The sequence below is a fragment of the Bartonella sp. 220B genome, assembly GCF_026930205.1.
In the GTDB taxonomy this organism is placed as follows: Bacteria; Pseudomonadota; Alphaproteobacteria; order Rhizobiales; family Rhizobiaceae; genus Bartonella.
Genome location: NZ_JANHOI010000013.1, coordinates 1 through 22,185 on the forward strand (window position 1 = coordinate 1; position 22,185 = coordinate 22,185).

Genomic DNA, 22,185 nt, shown 5'->3' on the forward strand with positions numbered 1-22,185 from the left:
AAGAGATAGTGTGTGTTTTTTCTTTTTTGTAAATTATAGGTGTGAATGTGAATTAAAAAAGTAGATCTCAATGAATTATTCTCGTTATCACAAGATATTAAGATGCTGCATATTGTAATTGTGCTGGTGGTTTTCAAGAATAAGTGTGTGAAGAAGGTTTATGATACACTGCATGAGAATAATCGGTTCTTGAGGAGTGACACTTGTGTTTGAAGTATGGTGCTTGAGATTCGTGGTATTTTTTTCTCATTGCCTTTAGAGCGCTGTGCGACTCTGTTATCTGCAATGATTGTTTTTTTGTTCCAGTTCTCCGTGTTGCGACAGCTCTTGTATTAAGAGATTTCACAAGAGGTAGTTTTATTCTTTTCTTAAATGGTTTTATTTATACACCCCTCTCATTTATGATGTGCAAGGGAATAAATAGTCTTGTTTTATTCAATGTAAATAGATTTGAAATGAGAGAATGCTTTGATATTAGGAAGACATTCAAGTTGCGAAAAGATAGAATGACCATTCTCAATCAATTTATTGTCTTTCTTAAGCAGTCATATTGATAATACCACATTCACCATTTTGACTGCCGAAAGCAAGGTTGTGCCCGGTTTGATCCCAGTTTAACGTTGAAATGGCGCTTTTCCCACAATCTTTTAGAAGGACTTCTTTTCCACTGTGAAAATGTGCACACAAAATCATTCCATCATTAAAACCTATTGCTACAATGTCTTCACTTGGATGACATGAAACGGCACTGACAAGCACATTTGCGCGTGTGCCTAGTTCCAGTGGTGTTTTACCCATGGGGCCATCTTTCGTATGAAAAGGCCAAACAATGGCTGCTGAGGCGCCTGATGTCGCTAACCATTTTCCTTTTGAACTCCAAGACCAGCTTTTGACTTTGCTTGGGTAGCCACTCATGCGTAAATGTTGCTTATCAGTGAGGCGCCAGCCATGTAAGGCGTTTTCTTGCATGGTAGAAATAACATAGCGATTGTCTGGTGAGAAAGTGACATCAAAATGCGCTCCTTTCCAGATCAGTGTTGTTGGAGGTGTTTGCGTTGATAACCAATGAAGGGTAACCCCATTGTAATGCGCAACGGCGAGTCGTAAACCTTTGGGAGCGAAAGCAAGACCTTCTACACTGCGTTCATGCGTTAGCTCTTGTAACCCTTGACCGACATTTGCCAATGTTAAGCGTGAGGAGGAAAAGGCAAAAACTTTCTGTGGTCCAAAAGTAACTTTGTTTATCCATTTACCTTTCTGTTGTCCCAGCACTTTTGTTTGTCCATCTGCTGTTGTTTGACAGGCTTTTCCGTCTTCTCCACCAGTGATAATCGTTGTATTATCAAGGGCAAAATGGCTTGAAATGATCCCTTGATGAACTTCAACAACTTTCGGGATTGGGGTTAAAAAAGCAATGAAACCTTCTACTGAAACGAAAGCTGGTTTGTTGTCAATAAAACCGCAGGAAAGGCAATAACTTTGAAGATTATAAGGGGTAATATTTGGCATTCTATTCACTTATGCGCAATTTTCAAAACCAGTTTTAAGTTTTTCTGCATCAAGGGAGCGGCCGATAAAAACAAGTCGGCTTTCACGTTTTTCTTCTTCACGCCATGGAAGTTGATGTTGTCCTTCAAGCATCATGTGTATGCCTTGAATAACATAACGATCATTGTCTCCTTGAAAGGCAATAATCCCTTTTAAACGCAAAATATCAGGACCTTGTTGTTGCGTAACCTGTTGAATCCATGGAAAAAACTTTTCTGGTTGAAGAGCACCTGTTTTTAAACTTACAGAAGTCACTGTAATGTCATGAATGGGGGAGGTGTGATGATGTTGATGATCATGATGACAATCGGGACCACAAACATGGTCTGCATGTTGGTTATGGTCTGTATGTTGGTGATCAAGAAAATGGGGATCATTCTCTAAAGTTCGTTGGAGGTCAAAAGAACCAAGATTGAGAAGTTTTTCAAGAGGAATATTGGCACGCTCTGTTGCATAAAGTACGGCGCGAGGATTAATCGCCAAAATGAGCGATTCAGCATGTGCTCGTTCTTGTGTATTCACAAGATCAATCTTATTTAAAAGAATGATATCAGAGAAAGCAATCTGATCTTCAGCTTCACGGCTCTTTTTTAGTTGAGACGGCAAATGTTTTGCATCAACAACTGCTATGACACTATCAAGAGCCGTTTTCTCATGGACAGTATCATCCATGAAAAAAGTTTGTGCAACGGGAATAGGATCAGCAAGTCCTGTCGTTTCTATAATAATTGCATCAAATCGATGTGAGCGTTGCATCAGGCTTTCTAGAATACGAATAAGGTCGCCGCGTACGGTGCAGCAAACACAGCCATTATTCATTTCATAAATTTCTTCGTCTGATTCAACAATAAGGTCGTTATCGATACCAATTTCACCAAATTCATTGACGATAACGGCATAACGCTTGCCATGATTTTCGCTGAGAATACGATTGAGAAGAGTGGTTTTTCCTGAACCAAGATAGCCTGTGAGAACCGTAACGGGAATTTTATGGGGCATATTTTGTTTCTTTTCCATGGTTCATACCTTTTATCATAATGCGTCTAGTTTAAATCGACTGATATCATCGAGTAAATCACGGAGCCCACAAAGAACATGAGAGAAAATTGCTTCACCTGCTTGTGCTGTTGCTTCGCTTGCATTTCCTGCTGCTCCTTGTTTATTAAGATCACGCATTGTCCATCCAAAGGCGTGGGGGCCATAAGCACGTAAATATCGATAATTGGCGATCATATCTGCTTGTTTGTTATGAAAATTTTGTGCCTTTTCCATATGCACTTTTTCTGGTGCTAAATAAAGCATTAAGGAGGTTTCTATAAATCCTCCATGAATATCAAGATGCTGTTGAGAGGGGGCCATTAAGCCTTGCGGTAGACCAAAACGACTCCAGCTTGTTGCTACCGCAAGCATGGAAAAACGTCTTCGTAATTCGGTGATAACAATACTTATTAAAGGGGAATTGCCGCCGTGAGCATTGAGAAGAAGAAAACGCTTGATACCTTGATGATAACAGCTCTCACCGATTTTTATCCAGCGCTCAATAGCGTCAGAAAAGGTGAGAGTTTGTGAACCAACAACATCCATATGTTCAACGGAATAGCCAATTTTTTCAACAGGTAAGAGCATGATAGGGAATTGCTCTTTTGTTTGTGACGTGAGTGCTTTTGCAAAAGCTTCAGCAATAATCCAGTCGGTTTCAAAGGGGAGGTGACTTCCGTGATATTCATGTGCACCCAAGGGCAAAAGAGCGAGGAAAGGTGTGTTGAGTCCCATAATTTATTGCCAAAAAGAGAAGTCAAGAGATGTGAAGTCATCACAAATGGTGAAGTTATTTCTCTTGATTTTAATCCATCTACAGGAAAAACGCAAACAAGAGTGTTTTGTGCGTCAAATAGAGGGAATAAAAAGTGTGCTTTATTAAAAACGGTGGAGATGCCGTTTAAAAAAGATCCCTCTATTTTATATTCTCAATTTTCAAGAGTGAAATATAGTTTTGTAAAATGTTTTAATCTGGCGGTTATTTTTTGGAAAATAAAGGTCTTAGAATGATTCACTCTCCATCCTATGGTTTAGATAAATTCTCTCCTTGTCCATGCAACGTTTAAGTTTAGGGCTCAAGTTTAAGCCGTGCGCAAAAAACTTCTTTTATTATAGAGGGTGCGTTTTACTGCTGAAGAGTAGGGAGAAATATGGGGCTGTTAATGCAAAAAAGAGAGTTGGAACTTAGTTTTTAAACCAATATTTTGAGAAGTTTTGCGTTATATTTTGTACGTAATGTATTAAATTTAGGAACTACTTTTTGATCAATATGACTTTAAAAATGTCTCTATCATTTGAATATTTGTGAGAAAAAAAGTGCATGGATGAGTAGTGCTCTTGAAGAAATTTTACTTCATGTGATGTGGTTAAAAATATGCATTTGTTTACTAAAAGATACACGCATTTGGATGGTTAAGACGCGTATAAATTGGCTCTTTGCAAAGTAACGCTTAAGAGTATAGGTTGATTGGTTCTTTTATAAAGAAAGCATGCTACCGTTTATTTTAGAATAGAAGAGATCTCTCATTTTTTAGTGTTATATTTAATTGAGAGTGAAGTAAAGAGAGCAGTTAGAGAAAGTAAAGAGAAAACAAGTATCGTTTTCTTCTGTTTCGATTTATAACAGTTTTTGTTGCCTTATAACATATAATATTTCTGGATTTATATTTAAATATACTTAATGAATGTTTTTTATCTTTATGCTCAAATAAACATTCTCAAATTTTTTTGATGCTGTAATACAGACAAGAAATATATTTCTTTTGATTCGCTATAGTTCTTTAAAAGATAATACTACTATCTTTGTTAAGAGTTTACCAATATACTTTTTATAGAAATCTCATTTTTATTCACTCTTGCTTAAAAGAGTATGAGTTTATCCAGTTTTTGGGAAGTTTTTCTCATTATTTTTTATATATTTCTTTTATAAATTCTTTCTTATTTTGCAAATTAAAATAATTTTTTATCTCTTTACATGAAATACACAATGTATTATAGTATCCTTAAAATTACTTATGCAATATATCATATTGTGGTATAAGTATTATTGCGAATTTTTGTTTTGACAATTGTAAATATTATTTTACTTTTTCAGTGAAGAAAAAGAGGAGCAAAGAAAGCTATGTTTAAAGTATTTAAAAATCGTACGCGTTTGTATATTTTTACCGCGTTTATTCTTTGTTTACTGCAAACGATAGAAAGTTATGGGAACATCACAAAGAATCATTTTCAAGCACAAGAAGGAGCGCCTGTTGCTGCTATAGCAGCAACAGGTAAAAATACAGCTCTTGAGGCTGTAGAAGTTGTTAAGGCTATAGATATGGCTGTTATCCGTGATGCTGAGGAGCAAGATGGACTCGCGTTTGGAAAGATTGAAAAAGTGTCTTTATTTGCCGCCTTTTGGGGTGGTGTAGGTTTTATATCCGTTTTGTCTTCTTTACTCTCATCGGATCTTATTGGTGTTGTAGCATCTCTTTTAGGGTTATTTCTTTAAATCTCATCGAAATTCCTCTCTTTTTCCGACACGTTTTTTCCATAATTTTTGAAGAAACAATATCTCTGAAGCCGCCTTTATGCGGCTTCAGAGAGGGGATGAGGAGAAAAGGCAGTATTTCTTTATATGTATCACGAGAAGGTATGAAACCATTCAGGAGTGATCTTTCCCTTTAAGGATAGAGTTTGATTTTTTAAAGCTTATCGCTCTTTATAAGTAAAAAGGGCGATAAAAGTTTGTTTATACACCTGTGGAAGAAAAGCCATCAAACAAAAGGTCTTGTTTTGTACGAAGTTGGGCAATCCACTGATCTTTTCGAATGGCCGTGTTATGCAGAGTGATAAGTTCATTTTTTTTGATTTCTGCTGTCACTGTTGCTTTTTCTAAAAGACCACAAGGAATGGCGTGATGCGCGCGTGCTTCTGCACTGCTCATGATCCAAGCACGATAACTATAAAGACCAATGAAGTCTAATTGATCACCAGGATGTAAGTCTTTCTTCGCAACAGCACACACTTCTGCTACTGGAGGGCTAAGCGGTACCATGTCTTTTTTACCATAAAGCATTATGCGAGCGCAGGTTAGGGGGACTTCCATTGCTGTTAAATGATAAGGGCGATGGAAAGTAAAATAAGGTCCTTGACCAATTTTTAAGTCTTCCATACGTTCGCGTAAACGTGGATGTGCTATTTCTGCAATCACGAAAACACCTGGAGCAATTCCTTGACCTATTGAATAGTCCACAACACCATATCTCTCTAAAAGACCTCCGTCTTGTTTGGGAATAAGCACTTTGCTTAAATCTTGGAGTGCTGCTTGTGGACCATGCATTCCTGGGCAATCGGGGAGAAGTCCAGTTGCATTGGCAATGGCTGCCATTTCAACCATTGTTTTGGAACCATCAATAAATTCAACCAACATGCGCACATTCATATTGCGTTGTATTGCTTCTTCTTCATAAGCATCAGGGGTGGCATCAAAGATTAGGGGATTGTTTTTTCCTTTACCAGCCGCAACAATTTTGTGTCCAAGGGCTGAAACAAATTCGATAAGTTCCATGCAAGAAGTAGGTTCATCACCGGCACCAAGTGTATAAATAAGACCTCGTTTTTCTGCTTCATGTTTGAGATAAGCACCAATCGTAACATCTGCTTCAACATTCATTGTGACAAGGTGTTTATTGTTTTCAAGGGCTTTAAGGCCAATTTCTGCACCCACTTCAGGATAGCCCGTTGCATCAACGATAATATCGATTTGTTCATGACGTAAAATAAGATCAATATCATCTGTGGCGGCAATTAAACCTTTTTCAATGGTTTGTGTTAAAGCATTGGCATTTTCAACTTCACATACATGGCCATCTTCACCATAGGCTAACAGAGCGGCATCAAAAATACGTGACGGCGTTCGTGTGGCAACGGCTGCAACTGTTATGCCATCCATCTGTGCAACAGTTGAGAGTAAATCTGTTCCCATTTCACCACAACCGATGAGTCCAATGCGGATGGGTGGGTGGTTTTCTGCGCGCTGCTTCAAATCACGCGCTAAACCTGTGAGACTTACATTACTTGCCATCATTTTTTCTCATTTGAAAATTACCTTACAGAAAGAGTATTTTCTTATTCATAAAGTACATTTACTCTTTAAAAGAGTTCCTCTTTTATTCTTGATGCTCTAATCAATGAGTTTTATAAAAGCAAGAGGTTAGGGGTATTTTTATCAAATAAAACAGGAAGGGCGTTATGCAGCAAAAAATAGCCGTACAAGATGTCGTTAATTTTATTGGAAAAGAAATTGGAATATCTCCATGGCGCCTTGTCACGCAGGATATGATTAATCAATTTGCATGCGCAACAGATGATCATCAATGGATACATGTGGATGAGGAAAGAGCTAAGAAAACCCCTTTTGGTGGTACGATTGCTCATGGTTTTTTAACATTATCACTCTTGTCTGCATTAGCTTATCAGGCACTTCCAGAGTTGGAAGGGGCAACCATGGGGATTAATTACGGTTTTGATAAAGTCCGCTTTATGAGCCCTGTGAAAACAGGTGCACGGGTGCGCGCGCGTTTTGTTTTAAATGATGCTGAAATTCGTCCTTCTGGCCGCGTTGTTTTTTATTATGGAGTGACGGTGGAAGTTGAACAGTTAAAAAAGCCTGCTCTCACGGCTCAGTGGCTTATTGTTGCTATGGTTGGTGAGAAATATACGAATTTCTAAATTCTTGTAATACTTTGTTTCTCTAAATTTTTGCGCTTTTTCCTTAAGAGAGCAGGCGAACATAAGGCTTGTCGTGATAGAGTTCATGGCGAATAAAGTGCTTTTTGCATGCCACAAGCGGGGGTGGTGTGTGGATACAAACTCTTGAAGAAAGGGGGGAATGTGTCTCTTATGAACCACTTCAATCTACAAGCTTTCGCAACATTGAGAGCTGTATTATAATAGTACACTTTCACAAGTATAAAGATGGAGATGCTCGATGGATTTTCCATCATACTCTTTATGGACAGCGTCATGAAATGGCGGTGAGAACAACCAATGATGTTTCTTAAAAAGCACATGACTGTGTAGCACAATGATGGTGTGGGCTTTGTAGGGGACGTGGTCCATTAAACATCAATTTGCATGCACAATCTTCATCAGTTCATTATGATTGGGATGCAAATTTTGGAATGGTGTTAGTGTTTTGTTTTATCAAGTTTTTGCACAATTTTATCAGAAGACCATTGGGTAATGACATTAAGAATGATCAAAAGAATGATAACACTTGTCATGATGGGGGTGTTATAACGTTGATAGCCATAGCGGATCGCCATATCACCTAAACCGCCGCCACCAAGATAACCAGCAAGTGAAGTAGCTCCAATAAGAGAAATAATCATGACGGTAAAACCCGTGATCAGGCTAGGAAGCGCTTCAGGAATAAGAACATGCCTAATAATTTGAAGACGACTTGCTCCCATAGAACGAACAGCTTCAATGAGACCATTCTCAACTGTTTTAAAGGAGAGTTCGGCCATGCGTGCATAAAAAGGAATAGCTGAAATGGTCAATACAAAGATGACAGCAGGCATTCCGATACCTTTCCCTACAACGATACGCGTAAGGGGAAGAAGGTAAAAGGCAAGAATAATAAAAGGAATGGCACGAATACTATCAATGATAATACTCAAAGGGCGATTGATGAGGCATGAGGCAAAAATCCCTCCACGTGCTGTTGTATAAAGGAGAAGACCAAGGGGAAGCCCGATAATGAGGGCCATAAAAGAAGCGCTTATTGTCATCAATATCGTATCAAAAATGGCCCTGACAAATTCGTGAGAGAGAATATTAAACATAACCTAGAACCTCGCAATATCGCGCTTTTTCAGTCAACCATTTCACGGCTTTTTCTAAAGCTTCTTTATCTTGGCTAGGAACAGCTAAGAATAAACGACCGATGGTTTCGCCTTGGACTGTATCAATGCCACCATGGAGAATACGTGCTCTTAAACCGATTGCATCTTCTAGTAAATGGAGGAAAGGTTGTTGGGCAATTTCACCTGCAATATTTATTTCAATGACAGCTTCTTGACCTATTGGTTTCAGATTTTTTGCAAATTTTTCAGGAAGTTGTGGAGTAACAAGTTTGAGCATGGCAATAGTTGTTTCTTCTTGTGGTGATGTGAAAATATCTTTCACACGTCCTTCTTCCACAATACGTCCTTTATTGAGGACAACAACGCGATGGGCAATGGTGCGCACAACTTCCATTTCGTGGGTAATGAGTACAATCGTAAGATTGAGGCGTTTATTAATATCGGCGAGAAGTTCTAGAATGGATTGTGTTGTTTCAGGGTCAAGAGCAGAAGTTGCTTCATCTGATAACAATATTTTGGGATGAGCAGCTAGAGAACGTGCAATCCCAACACGTTGTTTTTGTCCCCCTGAAAGTTCTGCTGGATAACAATGTTCTTTCCCACATAGTCCTACCAATTCAATCAGTTCAAGGGCACGTTGATGGCGTTGTTTTTTATTTATACCTGCTAATTTAAGGGGTAATGCAATGTTATCAAGAATAGTTTGTGATGATAAAAGATTGAAATGTTGAAAAATCATGCCAATACGTTGACGGTAAGGTGCCCATTGTGTCTCTGTCAAATTTGAAACATTAACGTCTTCAAAAAAGATTGACCCTGCATCAGTTTTTTCTAATCCATTTAAACAACGAATAAGTGTGGATTTTCCAGCTCCGCTGCGTCCGATAATGCCAAGAATTTCACCGGCATGAATATTCAGAGATAAATTATCAATTGCTGGAAAACCAGCCGTTTTATTATAACAACGGCTGATATTTTTTAAGGAAATCAAAGAGGGTTTTTCCATTCATAATTACCAAGCTATTGGGTAAAATTACCAGGATATTTGGCAGAATTACCAAGATGTTTGTGCGGCTGGTCCGAAAATTTCTTTGATTTTTGCACGAACAGGCTCACTATTGTAAGCAGCAACTAATTTTTTAACCCATGGTTCATCTTTTTCGGCAGTTCGTACGACGATGATATTATTGTAGGGGTTATTTTCTGCTTTTTCCCATGCAAGAGCATCTTTTTCTAAATTTAATCCAGAGACCAAAGCCCAATTTGTGTTGATAACCGCAATGTCAAAATCATTAAGTGCTCGTCCTAACATACCGGCATCTAATTCACGAATTTGCAAATTTTTAGGGTTTTCAACAATATCAAGTGGTGTTGCAAGAATATCATGAGGATCTTTTAACTTAATAAGACCTAGAGAATTGAGAAGAAGTAAGGCTCTTCCACCATTTGATGGGTCGTTAGGAATGCCAACATGTGCTCCATCAGGAAGTTCCTTTAACTCTTTTATTTTGTGGGAATAGACACCAATTGGGGCAATGAATGTATATCCAACTACTGAAAGTTTGTAACCACGCTGTTCAATCTGATTATTCAGATAAGGTGTATGTTGAAAAGCATTCGCATCGATATCGCCTGCATTGACCGCGTCGTTTGGCAGAGTGTAATCGGAAAAATAAACAAGTTCAATATCTAAACCTGCTTTTTTTGCTTGCTCGGCAGCAACTTTCCAAACAGTTGCTTCATGTCCTTCCATAACACCAAGTTTGATTTTTGATTTGTCTGCTGCCATGGAAAGACAAGGAGACAAAAAGAGCGCAAAGAGAGAGAGGAGTAATCCAAGTGTGGTACTCCGAGATAATTTCTTTAATATCATATGCTTTTGCCTTTCTTTCCAAGCTTTTTTTGAAAAAAGTTTTAATATACTACACTTTTATAGAAGTTTAAGACTATAAAAGCTTCATAGAATATTCAATCATTTTTATGCAAAGAGAATATTATTTTTTCTATATTGTAAGCATTTTTGCAAAACAACACTATTCGCTCAAAACATTTCTGGGCATTTCTGCAAAATTCAAGGAAAAATTCTTATGTTCTCATCATTTGTTTGGGGAACCAATAGCAATTTCAAAACTTCTTTAAGTGACGTGTGACTGAATAGTCAAGCGATCAGATGGTATTTTAGTAGTAAATTCATGAGGAAAATATTGCGCAATCAAGACAAGAGTCCGTGTGCATAAAGTGATAGAGGAAAAAGTTAAGAAGGTTTTTCTCAAAATGAAGTGGACCTTTAAGGAGACAAAAATTGACCACAACTTGACTGAAACACGGCACATTTTGCAAAGGTGAATATTTTGCTTTTTATATTCTGGAGAGGAAAAAAGAATGTTAAAAAAGAATTTTTTATCAAGTACAGTCATTTTATTAGCTTTAAGTGGATTGGGGCTGGGAATGACTGTTTCTCGTGCGGATGCTGCCACGGTTAGTCATGTAACAACGGATCATGTTGTTTTACACACAGGACCAGCGACAACTTATAAAACTATCACAACCGTTCCAGTGGGTGCAAAAGTGCAAGTGAATGGCTGTTTATCCAATAAAACTTGGTGTTCAGTTCGTTATAATGGGAGGGTTGGTTGGGCGCCTGCACGTTATGTCAATGTCAACAATGTTCCGATGATTTCTTTTACAAAGATGCCTGTAAAAGCACATTCTACGATAAAAGCACAAAAGAACAAAGGAAAGCAGACTGTTTCGGAATCTAAAACTCTTACATTGCCTCAGAAAATACGAAAAAATATACAAGAATTATACAGAACAGATGTGATTCTTGACTCAACAGGTGTCAAAAAAAGGGATGAACGAACAATTTTGAATCCATCACCAAAAGCACAAGGTGTATCAGTAGAGCACGTAAATGCGTATAATCCTTTTTTTCCAGATAACGTCAATTTCAAAAATTTTGAACGCAATGAAACACGTTACCGTATTGTAACTTATCCTGCTCCACAAAGATAAAGCAAATTCCACTGTTATTGGTGAGACAGAAAAAACATAACAGCATGAAGCATTTTTTCTTCATGCTGCTTTTTTGTTTAGGCTGCTGATTTGGGTTTTATCAAATTACGAGAAATGAGTAATTCAGCAATTTGAATTGCATTTAGTGCTGCTCCCTTTCGTAGATTGTCTGCGACAACCCAGAAAGCTAAACCATTTTCAACGGTAATATCTTCACGAATACGGCTAATAAAGGTATCATCTTCACCAGTGCCTTCATAGGGTGTTGTATAACCACCATCTTCATGTTTATCAATCACTTGGCAACCAGGTGCATCACGGAGAAGCGCTTGTGCTTCATGGGCGCTAAGCGGTTTTTCAAATTCAACATGAACAGCTTCCGCGTGACCAATAAAGACAGGAACGCGAACAGCTGTCGCTGTTAATTTGATTTTAGGGTCAAGAATTTTCTTCGTCTCAACCGTCATTTTCCATTCTTCTTTTGTATAACCGTCTTCCATGAAAACATCGATATGAGGAATGACATTAAAGGCAATACGTTTAGTGAATTTTTTTGATGTGATGGGATCTGCAACGAAAACGGCTCGTGATTGCTCGAAGAGTTCATCCATTCCTTCTTTACCAGCGCCAGAAACTGATTGATAAGTGGATACAACAACACGTTTAATGATTGCTGCATCGTGGAGAGGTTTTAATGCTAAAACAAGTTGAATTGTTGAACAATTGGGATTGGCAATAATATTGCGTTTGGAAAATGCATCAATGGCTTGTGCATTCACTTCAGGCACAATTAATGGGACGTTGGTATCATAGCGCCAAGTGGATGAATTGTCGATAACCACACATCCGGCTGCAGCAATTTTAGGGGCATATTCTTTAGAAATACTTCCACCCGCAGACATGAGGCAAAGATCCGTATCAGAAAAATCATAACTATCAAGTGCTTTTACTTTTAAAGTTTTATCACCATAAGAAACATCTTGCCCTAAGGAACGTCGTGATGCCAAAGGAACAATTTCATGAGCAGGAAAACCACGCTCTTCTAGAATTGTAAGCATTTCACGACCAACATTTCCAGTTGCGCCAACAATTGCAACTTTAAAACTCATTTTTCCATACTCCTGTCCTTCTCCATCTTTCCTTAGGCAACCCTTATGAGAGAGCGAGTTGTCCAGGAATATTAAAGCATATTGTTGGTTTCAAAAGTCTCACTTTCGTATACACTTATTTTTGTCTATAAGTAATACGGAATTGATTGATTTTTTCATTTGTTATTCTGTTGGTTGTTAAGGGTTCAAAAAGCTTGAATATTTTACGTTAAGCCATATGAATATTTCCTCAACAGCGCTTCAATCTAGTGAAGTGCTTATCTCCTGTCAATTGTTTCTCTTGCGCTGTTTCCATTTTACAATTTATAATGATTGTATTACGCATTGTATCGGGGAAGTTTTTTTTATTCATTTAAGTATCTGTTCGTAAAGCACTATAAAGGAACAGCACTCTTTTTTAGTATTGTTTCGGCTTTTTACTTTGTAATTTTCATGTAATAGTTTCAGTTATAAAGGCGTTCACTTAAGAAATGCTCACTGAAATTATAAAAAATATGGTTCTTTTACGTTAGATCAGAAACCAATCGCAAGATTGCTTTTTGTTTTTCGGGTTTGAGAACTCTGAAAGTTTTTAAAAGCTGATATTCGTCTTTATTCGTTATTTTTTCATCATGGTTGTATGTGCTATCTTCTTCTTTTGTTGCGATATCTGCGTAAAAGAAGGAAATGGGAACCTCCAGTATATGAGCAATGTCTTGTAAGCGTCCTGCACCCACGCGGTTTAAACCTTTTTCATATTTTTGGATTTGTTGAAATGTTACACCTAAATGATTGCCTAATTGTTTTTGAGAAAGCCCCATGACGCTTCTTCTGAAGCGAATTTTTTTGCCTATAGAAATATCATTAAAACGTGGATTTTTCGTTTGCACTTTATCCCCCACCGGCTGCGAGCGCCCTCGCATTTGTATTCCGGGGACTGGAAGTGCTGAACCTAAACAGCCTCTTGCTTTTAGTGCTAAGCGCACTTGGACATAACAAGAGTCCCCGGAATCCCGGGATACCCGCTAAACGGGTTTATTTTTTGTGTTTAGGTTTTTCAGGCTTCCAGGCCCTATTGATCGCTGCGTATACGACCAAAACCACTGATTTAATTCATAGGGCAATTTCTTGAGATCGTCAATTACAATGAAGACAAGCGCAATGAAGATATGTTTACTTGTTGGTCTTTCTCACATTAAAGTGCAATCGTTGTAAGGCAGGTTCGCTATTGTGAAGGGATTTTGGTCAATTTTCTTCACTTGTTTTTTGATGAGAAATGGTTTGCTAAAATAAGCCGATTATTGCACCTTCAAAAATATTATGAGATGACGATATGGGTAAAAAAGCTATCGTTAATTTGATTTTGTTTGCTAACGGTTTTTCTATCAATTTAATCTCTTTTTGATCGATAAATTGATTTTCTATGGGTATCAATGTTATTGATTATATTATAAATTTTAATTCCCATGCGTTTTTTTATGCTCTCTTTTGGCTAAGAGGATTTTATTTTGTCCTCATAGGAGAAAAGTTTCCCTATGAGGTGTTAATATGTTGCTCGTGAAAGCATCTAGAGTGGATGAGACGTTGGGCGTTAGTAAAGAGAATGATGAAATTGGCGTGTTACTAAATCATTTTTTAGTCAAATGCCTTTTTTAGAATGCACAACGATTGAGACAAGGACGTTAAAAAAGAATTTAGCTTGATGAAGTAATCAATGATAACAGATTGCTTAAAAAAGATTATCTATTTTTTATATGTTGCTTTTTCACGATCGTTTAAAGGGCGCGCTTCTGAGGCAAGCATAATGGGAATGCCATCACGAATAGGATAGGCAAGATTTGCTTTGAGTGAGATTAATTCTTGTGCTTCTCGGTCTAAAGAGAGTGTTCCACCTGTGATTGGGCAAACCAGTAATTCGAGCATTTTAGGGTCGGTGATCATTTTTTTCATGTTTTCGCATTCATTAGTTTAAATGGTATTGTAGCCCTGTTTGTTTCATAAGGGAGCGCTCTGTTAAAGCAAGAAGAGTTTGGGCGCGAATGTCAATATCTGGAGCCTCTAATAGAGCTTGCTTTTCTGCCGGTGTAAAGGGGATGAGGGCTGAAAAAGCATTAACCAAGAGAGATGTGGGAGCTTGCATGATACTGTTCCAATTATATTCTATTTCATGGATGGTAAGATATTTCTCAACAATGTCGAGGAGGTTTTCTCGGTTAATATTTTCTGCAATGTTGGATTCTTCTAAGTCTTTTATATTCGATCGGATGAGAGCCGTTCGATAGGACTTTTTGTTCACCAATTCTTGTTCTAAGGTAAAGCGGCAAATCCCTTGTAATATAATAAAAAGCTGTCCGTTTCCCATTTCATTGTAGTTGGTAATGCGCCCTATACAGCCTATTTTGTAAAGGGGTGTGGAGAAACGGTCTGTCTCAGATGGAAGCGGCTGAATGATTCCTAATAAACGATTGGATAACATAACATTTTCAACCATTTCAAGCATTTCTGGCTCAAAAATGTTCAGTGATAAAAAACCACCTGGTAATAAGAGTGCTCCTTCTACGGGAAAAAGAGCAATTTTTTTTGGTAGATCGTCTTCACAATTATAATAGACATTGCCCGCTTTCATGAGTGTGTTGTAACCCTTATTTGTTTAAGTTTGGTATGTAATAGTTGCAATTTATGACACTAGAGATAAAAAAGTTAGAGAGAAGAAAACCAATCCTTTGGTGTGTTAAGGTTATTGATATCTAAAGCCTTTAGTTTTAAAAAATATGAAACTCCGCGGTTAGGGTTGAGATACACAAAGAGAGGGTTATTGTTTTGTAGCTCTTTTGAGTGCGTGAAATATTGTGCTTTATTTAAGTTATATTTTTGTGATGGCCTTTGCAATTTTTTCCTAATTTTCTGAAAACTGGCCATATAGGATTTCATAATACTCAAAAGACTCCCATTATACGTCTTTTAAAACAGCCTATGCAAGTTTAAAAATGAGAAGACACTCATCACTTTACTAATGACAGTGTGATAAAGATAGGCTATAGATGAAAATATGTCGGAAAGAGCGTTGTCGTTTCTTTCATTCTTTTGCGGGAGAGTGCAGTCTGCAAACTTTCGCACCTGCCGCCGAAGGGGAAAACAGCCCATAATCTCTCAGGCTCTAAGGACCGTAAAAGAACCAAGACAGATCTGGAAAGTCGGGAAGATCCGCGCCGAAGGTGTAAGCGAAAGGTCTTTTCGCGAGTCTCTCAGGTTTGTAACAGAAGGGTGCAGAGGCGGCCATATTGTGTGGGCGTGAGCGCAACTTTGGAGATATTATGGGTACAGCACAAGAATTTGAAACATCTTCTTTAAAAATACTTCCTTTACATGAATTGCATGAAAAAGCAGGAGCAAAATTTGGTGCTTTTGCGGGTTGGCAAATGCCTTTGACTTATCCTCTTGGGGTTTTGAAAGAGCATCTTCACACACGTGCGCAGGCAGGGCTTTTTGATATTTCTCATATGAAATTAATTGCCATTGAAGGACCACAAGCAGTAGAGTTTTTATCCTATGCTTTTCCTATTGATGCTGCATTGTTAAAGATTGGCCAATCACGCTATAATTATTTGCTTAATGAGCAGGCTGGTATTCTTGATGATCTCATCATTACCCGTTTGGCAGAGTGCCGCTTTATGCTGGTTGCCAATGCTGGTAATGCACAAGCTGATTTTGAAGAGCTTCAGAAGCGAGCGGTTGGTTTTGAGTGTCAAGTTATTGCTCTTGAAAGAGTCTTGCTTGCTTTGCAAGGACCAGAAGCAGCAGCTGTGATGGCTGATGCTGAGTTTCCTGGTAATGAACTGTTGTTTATGCAAGGATTCGAACCACAACAAGATTGGTTTATAACGCGCTCTGGCTATACCGGAGAGGATGGTTTTGAAATTGCTCTTCCCATAGGGCAAGCGCGTACAGTAGCTGAAAAATTACTGAGTGATGCTCGTGTTGAGTGGGTTGGTCTTGCTGCACGCGATAGCCTGCGGTTAGAAGCAGGGCTGTGTTTGCACGGAAATGATATTACGCCTGATACAACACCCATTGAGGCAGCACTGACATGGGCTGTTCCCAAAAATGTTCGAGAAAAAGCGCAATTTTATGGGGCAAAGGCTTTTCTTGAAGCGCTTCAGAAAGGACCTTCTCGTTGTCGCGTTGGATTAAAACCGCAAACGCGTCAACCTGTTCGTGCCGGTGCGATGCTTTTCGATCATGAAGGCAAGCAGATCGGGGTGGTAACCTCAGGTGGTTTTGGTCCTTCTTTTGATGGTCCTGTAGCAATGGGTTACGTTCCTGTTGAGTGGAAAGTTGAGGGAACGGAAGTTTTTACAGAGCTGCGTGGCAAAAAAATTGCACTGTCTGTTCATTCTCTTCCTTTTGTTGAACAACGTTATTTTAAAGGATAAATTTTTATGTCTAAAACTTATTTTACACAAGATCATGAATGGCTTCGTGTTGAGGGGCAAGTGGTGACCGTTGGGATCACACATTATGCGCAAGAACAGTTAGGAGATTTGGTTTTTGTTGATTTACCAAAAGAGGGGACATCCCTTTCCAAGGGGGATTCTGCTGCTGTTGTGGAATCGGTGAAAGCGGCTTCAGATGTTTATGCACCTCTTGATGGTGAAGTGGTTGAAACAAATGAGGCTTTGGCAAATAATCCTGAATTGGTGAATCAAAAAGCTGAAAAAGAAGGTTGGCTCTGGAAAATGACATTGCAGGATGCAACGCAACTTGAAGGGTTGCTGGATGAGGCTGCTTATAAAGCACTGATTGGATGAGTGCTATGTCAGAGCGTCATTTTTATTCTCGTCATATTGGGCTTCGTTCTGATGAAACACAAAAAATGCTTGATGTTTTAGGGCTTGATTGTGTTGATACACTCGTTTCTCAAGCTGTTCCCCATTCTATCCATTTCGGACGTCCGCTTAACCTCCCAAAAGCAGCAAGTGAAGGGCAAGCTTTGGAAGAACTCTCTCAGATGATGGGGTGTAACCATGTGCATAAAAGCTTTATTGGGCAAGGATACCACGGAACCTCTGTGCCTCCGGTTATTTTGCGGAATCTTTTTGAAAATCCAGCTTGGTATACTGCCTATACACCCTATCAAGCAGAAATTAGCCAAGGTCGTTTGGAGCTTCTATTTTATTTTCAGACATTGGTGAGTGAACTTACTGGTTTGCCTGTTGCGGCTGCTTCCCTTCTTGATGAAGCAACGGCGTTAGCTGAAGCAACCGCGGTAGCTGTACGTTTTTCCCGTGAGAAAAAAACAAAAATTTCTCTTCAAAGTCTTTTGCATCCTCAAACTTTGAGTGTTGTACAAACACGTGCTGAAACACAAGGGATTCAGATTAGCCAAAATGGCGAAATTTGTTCTGATACAGCTGCGATTGTTTTGTCTTGGCCAGATACAAAAGGCTTTTTTAACAATTATGATGAAGTGATTAAGGAGGCAAAGGCAAAAGGAGCACTGGTGATTGTTGTGGCCGATCCTTTAGCACTTACCCTTATGGAACCACCAGCGCAATGGGGAGCTGATATTGTTGTTGGTTCTATGCAGCGTTATGGGGTTCCAATGGGATTTGGAGGACCTCATGCTGGTTATCTTGCGGTCAGTGATGCGCTAACGCGTCTCATTCCAGGGCGTATTGTTGGTCAATCCGTTGATACAAAAGGGCGCGTTGGTTTTCGCTTAGCTTTGCAAACACGCGAACAACATATTCGACGCGATAAAGCAACATCAAATATTTGTACAGCACAGGCTCTCTTGGCAAATATGGCAACGGCTTATGCTGTTTGGCATGGTCCACAAGGCTTACAGGAAATTGCCCAACGGATTCATCATTTAACATGCCGTTTTGTTGCTGGTTTAGAAGCAGCAGGCGTTCATGTTGAAGGGGAGAGCTTTTTTGATTGTGTTAGTATTTTTATTAAAGGAAAAGCCCAAGAGATAATGCGTCAAGCAAAAGCTGGTGGACGTCTTATTCGTCTTCTGGATGATGACAGAATTGTCATTAATTTTGATGAGTTATCAACAGAGGAAGATGCTTGTGCTTTGGCAGAGCTTTTTGGTGCACAATTGATTGATCAGGTTTCTTCAAGACTTTGGGGGAAAGGACGTGATGCAGCTTTTCTTTCACAGCCCTTTTTTCACGCGGTGCATTCAGAAACAGATATGATGCGCTTTTTGCGTCGTTTGTCAGATAAGGATTTGGCATTAGATAGGGCAATGATTCCACTTGGCTCTTGTACCATGAAGCTTAATGCAGCAGCGGAATTAATGCCTGTCAGTTGGCCTACGGTTGCTCATATACACCCCTTCTCTCCTAAAGAGGATGTGATGGGTTATAGGGAGATGATTCATCAACTGAATGCGTGGTTGTGTGAAATTACAGGGTTTTCGCAAGTTTCTTTCCAGCCAAATTCTGGGGCTCAGGGTGAGTATGCAGGGCTTTTAGCTATCCGTAGATATCACCAATCACGAGGAGAACATCAACGTACAGTTTGTCTTATTCCCGCATCCGCACATGGGACAAATCCGGCTTCTGCTCATATGGCGGGTATGGAAGTCATTGTGGTGAAATGTTTGAGTGATGGTAATGTTGATGTTGATGATCTCAAAATGAAAGCACAGTTGCATAAAGATCGTTTAGCAGCTTTGATGATCACTTATCCTTCAACTCATGGCGTTTATGAGGAAAGTATTAAGGACATTTGTTCTGTTATCCATGAAAATGGCGGACAAGTTTATTTTGATGGTGCTAATCTGAATGCACTTGTTGGGCTTGCTCGTCCAGCGGATATTGGCGCGGATGTTTGTCATATGAACCTTCATAAAACCTTTGCTATTCCCCATGGTGGTGGTGGTCCTGGTGTGGGGCCGATTGGAGTGGCAGAACATCTCAAACCATTTTTACCAGGCCATGAACAAGAAGGGACAACGCATGCTGTTTCGGCTGCTCCTTATGGAAGTGCCTCTATTCTTGTGATCACCTGGATGTATATTCGAATGATGGGGGCTGATGGATTGAAATATGCAACACAAACAGCAATTTTGAATGCTAATTATATTGCTGCGCGCCTTTCAAAGGCTTATTCTATTCTTTATCGAGGCAAGCATGGGCGCGTTGCACACGAATGTATTGTCGATACTCGCGTGTTGAAAGATCAGTATGGGGTTAGTGTTGATGATATTGCAAAACGTTTGATTGATTATGGCTTTCATGCGCCGACGATGTCTTTTCCTGTTCCTGGAACTTTGATGATTGAGCCAACGGAATCAGAGCCAAAAGCAGAGATTGATCGTTTTTGTGATGCTTTGCTTTTGATTGCTGAAGAAGCCAAGAAAGTTGGTGCAGGGGTTTGGCCAAAAGAGGATAATCCATTGGTTAATGCACCACACACATTGGTAGATACGCTCGACGATGCTTGGGAACGGCCGTATTCACGACAAGAGGCTGCTTTCCCCAATTGCTCTCTTGATCCAGCACATAAATATTGGCCTCCTGTTTCCCGTATTGACAATGTTGCGGGAGATCGAATGCTTATTTGTTCTTGTCCGCCATTGGGAAATAGCTATTAAATTTAGTTTTTAATAACGAGAAAAGCCTACACATTCTCTGTGGGCTTTTTTCTTGGCTGTTATTTATTTCTTGTGCATTTGCCTTTATCTTAAGGTCTATACTCTTCAAAACAAATGGATATTATGCGCTTCCTTTTTGTTCTTACCCATTATTTTTAAGAATTTTTCTAGATAATGATAATGTTGATAAAGAAAATGAGAGGCATGGAAAGAATATATTTGGTTTTTCTGAGATGTTTTTCAGAACGGCGTATAATAGCATTTTCTAAAATAATGATTTTTGTCACATTCTTTAAAAAAGTTTTAAATGTAAATGCGTTTATAGCGGGGACCTAGAGATGTCAGAATTTCATTGGGGATGGTACCAGCATCTGTCGATACTTTTTCAAGTGTTTGATGTGTCCCAATAAGCTCTACCCAATCACCTCTTTGAGGTTTTTTATCAAGATCGGTAGCATCAACAATGATGGAATCCATAGAAATACGTCCAACAATGGGAAGTCTATTACCGTTGAAATAAACTGCACCTTTATTAGAAAGAGCACGCAACCACCCATCTGCATAGCCAATGGAAATGGTTGCAAGGGTACTTGGTCTTTGGGTAATGAAACTTTCTCCATAACCGACAGGGACTCCGTCTTCAACAGAGCGGATTTGAGAAACTTGGGCTTCAAGCTTTAAAACAGGTTTAAGAGGTGTTGACTGTTTGCCACGGGGATCACTTCCATAAAGTGCAATGCCGGGGCGAACAAGGTCAAAATAAAAATCATTTCCAAGAAAAATACCTCCAGAATTAGCAAAAGAAACCTTGCAAACAGGTAGTTGTGCAAGGATGGTTTTAAAAACAGCTAATTGTGCATCATTGGATGGATGTGTGCTTTCCTCTCCATTAGCGAGATGACTGAGAATATATTTTATCTCCGCTGTCTCGAAAATCGCGGGTTGTTTGATGAGTTTTTGTACTTCTTGTTTATCAAGCCCTAATCGGTTCATATGGGTATCGATTTGAACAATTGCGGGAAATCTTTTATCCTTTTTTTGACAAAGTGTTTGCCACTCTTTAAGAGCATTCCAGGAATTCAAAACAGGGACTATTCCTGTCTCAGCGGCAAGTTCTTCTGTGTTATGTGGAAGTCCGTTAAGAACAGCAATCATTACATTTGCTGGTAAAATGCTTTTTAATTGTAGTGCTTCTTCGAGTTGGGCTACAAAAAAAGCGCGGCAACCAGCTTGATAAAGTGCAGGAGCAATTTTGCTAACCCCTAGCCCATAGGCATCTGCTTTTACAACTGCAGAACATTCAGTTGGAAAAACATGTTGGGCTAAAGTTCTATAATTTTCAACAATGGCACGTACATTGATGGTTGCTACAGCTGTAAAGGTAAGGAATGCGTTTGCTTCATCATTAACGGATTTGTTCATTTTAAAATCCTACTTGTGTTAGTGACACATAGAGTTCCCTTTGGTTATTGTATATAAGGTTTTATGATATATGGAAAGGGCGTGATACGGTTTGTTCTTGTTAAAATCAATGAGCAGTTCATAGTGGGTGAGGTACCGCAATTTTTGATTTAAAATGCTTACTCTTATGACAAAAAACATTTGATTTTGTTGGTGATGTTGTGGACAGATGATCCTCTGATCATGAGTGAAGGAAGGATTTTTATTTTTTTCCTGGGTTGCTGTTTATTTAAAGATAAAAATACTTTGTGCATTTTCTCATTATTTCATAATGAAACTAAATCCTTTTAGGAAGATTGATTGTAGAAGGCAGTTTTGATAGAATCAGTCCTATGATAAATTAAGAGGGGGAATTCATTGTGTATCATAAAATCAGAAAAATATTATACATTTTTATATTGTTTTTCGTCAGCTCGCCAAACTATGCCGTTGTTGCCGGTAGAATTGTTTCTGTCCAACATGCATGTCTTACTTATTCAGAATTTAACAAATTATCTTTTTTCAGTCTTCTCCTTGATAAAGACACGAATGACAGGGTGTATTATGCGTTGTGTTGAATGGAGAGTGTTAA

18 protein-coding genes and 1 riboswitch are annotated in these 22,185 nt (G+C 38.8%); of the genes, 6 read left to right on the plus strand and 12 right to left on the minus strand.

The features are described from left to right. Positions 1–537: 537 nt before the first annotated feature. The 3 genes from NPX99_RS07405 to NPX99_RS07415 are packed head-to-tail and all read right to left on the minus strand — an operon-like array spanning position 538 to position 3,321. A complete protein-coding gene (locus NPX99_RS07405; protein ID WP_269031228.1) occupies positions 538–1,509 on the minus strand; it encodes a WD40 repeat domain-containing protein in 972 nt (323 codons plus the stop codon). 9 nt (positions 1,510–1,518) lie between these two features. Further along, the gene (locus tag NPX99_RS07410; RefSeq protein ID WP_269031229.1) at positions 1,519–2,565 is read right to left on the minus strand and encodes a CobW family GTP-binding protein; all 1,047 of its coding nucleotides are present in this window, start codon (positions 2,563–2,565) and stop codon (positions 1,519–1,521) included. A gap of 15 nt (positions 2,566–2,580) precedes the next feature. Further along, positions 2,581–3,321: a creatininase family protein gene (locus tag NPX99_RS07415; protein ID WP_269031230.1), complete on the minus strand. Its 741-nt coding sequence runs from the start codon at positions 3,319–3,321 to the stop codon at positions 2,581–2,583. Positions 3,322–4,708: 1,387 nt separating this feature from the next. Here NPX99_RS07415 and NPX99_RS07420 point away from each other — a divergent pair. Next, the gene (locus NPX99_RS07420) at positions 4,709–5,080 is read left to right on the plus strand and encodes a hypothetical protein (protein ID WP_269031231.1); all 372 of its coding nucleotides are present in this window, start codon (positions 4,709–4,711) and stop codon (positions 5,078–5,080) included. Between the two features lie 240 nt (positions 5,081–5,320). Here NPX99_RS07420 and NPX99_RS07425 read toward each other — a convergent pair whose 3' ends face one another. Beyond that, entirely contained in the window at positions 5,321–6,655 is a 1,335-nt protein-coding gene (locus NPX99_RS07425) for an NAD(P)H-dependent oxidoreductase (RefSeq protein WP_269031249.1), read from the minus strand. A 167-nt stretch (positions 6,656–6,822) separates the two neighbouring features. Here NPX99_RS07425 and NPX99_RS07430 point away from each other — a divergent pair, with 167 nt between their 5' ends. Further along, positions 6,823–7,302, plus strand: a complete 480-nt coding sequence (locus tag NPX99_RS07430) for a MaoC family dehydratase (RefSeq protein WP_269031232.1) — start codon at positions 6,823–6,825, stop codon at positions 7,300–7,302. Positions 7,303–7,760: 458 nt separating this feature from the next. On the opposite strand, the gene NPX99_RS07435 is transcribed toward NPX99_RS07430, so the two are convergent. Genes NPX99_RS07435 through NPX99_RS07445 form a run of 3 tightly spaced genes read right to left on the minus strand, consistent with a single transcriptional unit; the run spans position 7,761 to position 10,314 of the window. Beyond that, on the minus strand, positions 7,761–8,420 hold the full coding sequence (locus NPX99_RS07435) for a methionine ABC transporter permease (protein ID WP_269031233.1): 660 nt from the start codon (positions 8,418–8,420) through the stop codon (positions 7,761–7,763). Continuing rightward, positions 8,413–9,447, minus strand: a complete 1,035-nt coding sequence (locus NPX99_RS07440) for a methionine ABC transporter ATP-binding protein (RefSeq protein ID WP_269031234.1) — start codon at positions 9,445–9,447, stop codon at positions 8,413–8,415. The genes NPX99_RS07435 and NPX99_RS07440 overlap by 8 nt, the downstream gene beginning before the upstream one ends. A 48-nt stretch (positions 9,448–9,495) precedes the next feature. Continuing rightward, positions 9,496–10,314: a MetQ/NlpA family ABC transporter substrate-binding protein gene (locus NPX99_RS07445; RefSeq protein ID WP_269031235.1), complete on the minus strand. Its 819-nt coding sequence runs from the start codon at positions 10,312–10,314 to the stop codon at positions 9,496–9,498. 509 nt (positions 10,315–10,823) lie between these two features. Between NPX99_RS07445 and NPX99_RS07450 the strand changes: the two genes are divergently transcribed. Beyond that, the gene (locus NPX99_RS07450; RefSeq protein ID WP_269031236.1) at positions 10,824–11,456 is read left to right on the plus strand and encodes an SH3 domain-containing protein; all 633 of its coding nucleotides are present in this window, start codon (positions 10,824–10,826) and stop codon (positions 11,454–11,456) included. 77 nt (positions 11,457–11,533) lie between these two features. Here the strand turns inward: NPX99_RS07450 and NPX99_RS07455 are convergent, their stop codons facing one another. From NPX99_RS07455 to NPX99_RS07470, 4 genes are all read right to left on the minus strand, one after another. Then, the gene (locus NPX99_RS07455) at positions 11,534–12,565 is read right to left on the minus strand and encodes an aspartate-semialdehyde dehydrogenase (RefSeq protein WP_269031237.1); all 1,032 of its coding nucleotides are present in this window, start codon (positions 12,563–12,565) and stop codon (positions 11,534–11,536) included. 503 nt (positions 12,566–13,068) lie between these two features. Continuing rightward, positions 13,069–13,530 carry a helix-turn-helix domain-containing protein gene (locus NPX99_RS07460; protein ID WP_329957948.1) on the minus strand — a complete coding sequence of 154 codons (462 nt, stop codon included), beginning with the start codon at positions 13,528–13,530 and terminating at the stop codon, positions 13,069–13,071. 757 nt (positions 13,531–14,287) lie between these two features. After that, positions 14,288–14,494: a Trm112 family protein gene (locus NPX99_RS07465; RefSeq protein WP_269031238.1), complete on the minus strand. Its 207-nt coding sequence runs from the start codon at positions 14,492–14,494 to the stop codon at positions 14,288–14,290. Positions 14,495–14,507: 13 nt separating this feature from the next. Further along, positions 14,508–15,170 (minus strand): LON peptidase substrate-binding domain-containing protein, encoded by a 663-nt coding sequence (locus NPX99_RS07470; RefSeq protein WP_269031239.1) that lies wholly within the window; start codon positions 15,168–15,170, stop codon positions 14,508–14,510. A 451-nt stretch (positions 15,171–15,621) separates the two neighbouring features. Next, positions 15,622–15,721, plus strand: a riboswitch (glycine riboswitch). A gap of 137 nt (positions 15,722–15,858) precedes the next feature. On the opposite strand from NPX99_RS07470, the gene gcvT reads away from it, so the two are divergent. From gcvT to gcvP, 3 genes are read left to right on the plus strand one after another with little or no spacing between them, the layout of a single operon-like run. Continuing rightward, the gene (gene gcvT, locus NPX99_RS07475; RefSeq protein WP_269031240.1) at positions 15,859–16,977 is read left to right on the plus strand and encodes a glycine cleavage system aminomethyltransferase GcvT; all 1,119 of its coding nucleotides are present in this window, start codon (positions 15,859–15,861) and stop codon (positions 16,975–16,977) included. A gap of 6 nt (positions 16,978–16,983) precedes the next feature. Beyond that, positions 16,984–17,352 (plus strand): glycine cleavage system protein GcvH, encoded by a 369-nt coding sequence (gcvH, locus tag NPX99_RS07480; protein ID WP_269031241.1) that lies wholly within the window; start codon positions 16,984–16,986, stop codon positions 17,350–17,352. A 5-nt stretch (positions 17,353–17,357) separates the two neighbouring features. Further along, entirely contained in the window at positions 17,358–20,153 is a 2,796-nt protein-coding gene (gene gcvP, locus NPX99_RS07485; protein WP_269031251.1) for an aminomethyl-transferring glycine dehydrogenase, read from the plus strand. Between the two features lie 303 nt (positions 20,154–20,456). Here the strand turns inward: gcvP and alr are convergent, their stop codons facing one another. Next, the gene (alr, locus tag NPX99_RS07490; RefSeq protein ID WP_269031242.1) at positions 20,457–21,575 is read right to left on the minus strand and encodes an alanine racemase; all 1,119 of its coding nucleotides are present in this window, start codon (positions 21,573–21,575) and stop codon (positions 20,457–20,459) included. Between the last annotated feature and the right edge of the window lie 610 nt (positions 21,576–22,185).

What these genes read in the sequence shown, in the direction of transcription:
- NPX99_RS07405 (WP_269031228.1), bottom strand. Translation starts at nt 1,509, where the DNA reads ATGCCAAATATTACCCCTTATAATCTTCAAAGTTATTGCCTTTCCTGC.
- NPX99_RS07410 (WP_269031229.1), bottom strand. Translation starts at nt 2,565, where the DNA reads ATGGAAAAGAAACAAAATATGCCCCATAAAATTCCCGTTACGGTTCTC.
- NPX99_RS07415 (WP_269031230.1), bottom strand. Translation starts at nt 3,321, where the DNA reads ATGGGACTCAACACACCTTTCCTCGCTCTTTTGCCCTTGGGTGCACAT.
- NPX99_RS07420 (WP_269031231.1), top strand. Translation starts at nt 4,709, where the DNA reads ATGTTTAAAGTATTTAAAAATCGTACGCGTTTGTATATTTTTACCGCG.
- NPX99_RS07425 (WP_269031249.1), bottom strand. Translation starts at nt 6,655, where the DNA reads ATGGCAAGTAATGTAAGTCTCACAGGTTTAGCGCGTGATTTGAAGCAG.
- NPX99_RS07430 (WP_269031232.1), top strand. Translation starts at nt 6,823, where the DNA reads ATGCAGCAAAAAATAGCCGTACAAGATGTCGTTAATTTTATTGGAAAA.
- NPX99_RS07435 (WP_269031233.1), bottom strand. Translation starts at nt 8,420, where the DNA reads ATGTTTAATATTCTCTCTCACGAATTTGTCAGGGCCATTTTTGATACG.
- NPX99_RS07440 (WP_269031234.1), bottom strand. Translation starts at nt 9,447, where the DNA reads ATGGAAAAACCCTCTTTGATTTCCTTAAAAAATATCAGCCGTTGTTAT.
- NPX99_RS07445 (WP_269031235.1), bottom strand. Translation starts at nt 10,314, where the DNA reads ATGATATTAAAGAAATTATCTCGGAGTACCACACTTGGATTACTCCTC.
- NPX99_RS07450 (WP_269031236.1), top strand. Translation starts at nt 10,824, where the DNA reads ATGTTAAAAAAGAATTTTTTATCAAGTACAGTCATTTTATTAGCTTTA.
- NPX99_RS07455 (WP_269031237.1), bottom strand. Translation starts at nt 12,565, where the DNA reads ATGAGTTTTAAAGTTGCAATTGTTGGCGCAACTGGAAATGTTGGTCGT.
- NPX99_RS07465 (WP_269031238.1), bottom strand. Translation starts at nt 14,494, where the DNA reads ATGAAAAAAATGATCACCGACCCTAAAATGCTCGAATTACTGGTTTGC.
- NPX99_RS07470 (WP_269031239.1), bottom strand. Translation starts at nt 15,170, where the DNA reads ATGAAAGCGGGCAATGTCTATTATAATTGTGAAGACGATCTACCAAAA.
- gcvT (WP_269031240.1), top strand. Translation starts at nt 15,859, where the DNA reads ATGGGTACAGCACAAGAATTTGAAACATCTTCTTTAAAAATACTTCCT.
- gcvH (WP_269031241.1), top strand. Translation starts at nt 16,984, where the DNA reads ATGTCTAAAACTTATTTTACACAAGATCATGAATGGCTTCGTGTTGAG.
- gcvP (WP_269031251.1), top strand. Translation starts at nt 17,358, where the DNA reads ATGTCAGAGCGTCATTTTTATTCTCGTCATATTGGGCTTCGTTCTGAT.
- alr (WP_269031242.1), bottom strand. Translation starts at nt 21,575, where the DNA reads ATGAACAAATCCGTTAATGATGAAGCAAACGCATTCCTTACCTTTACA.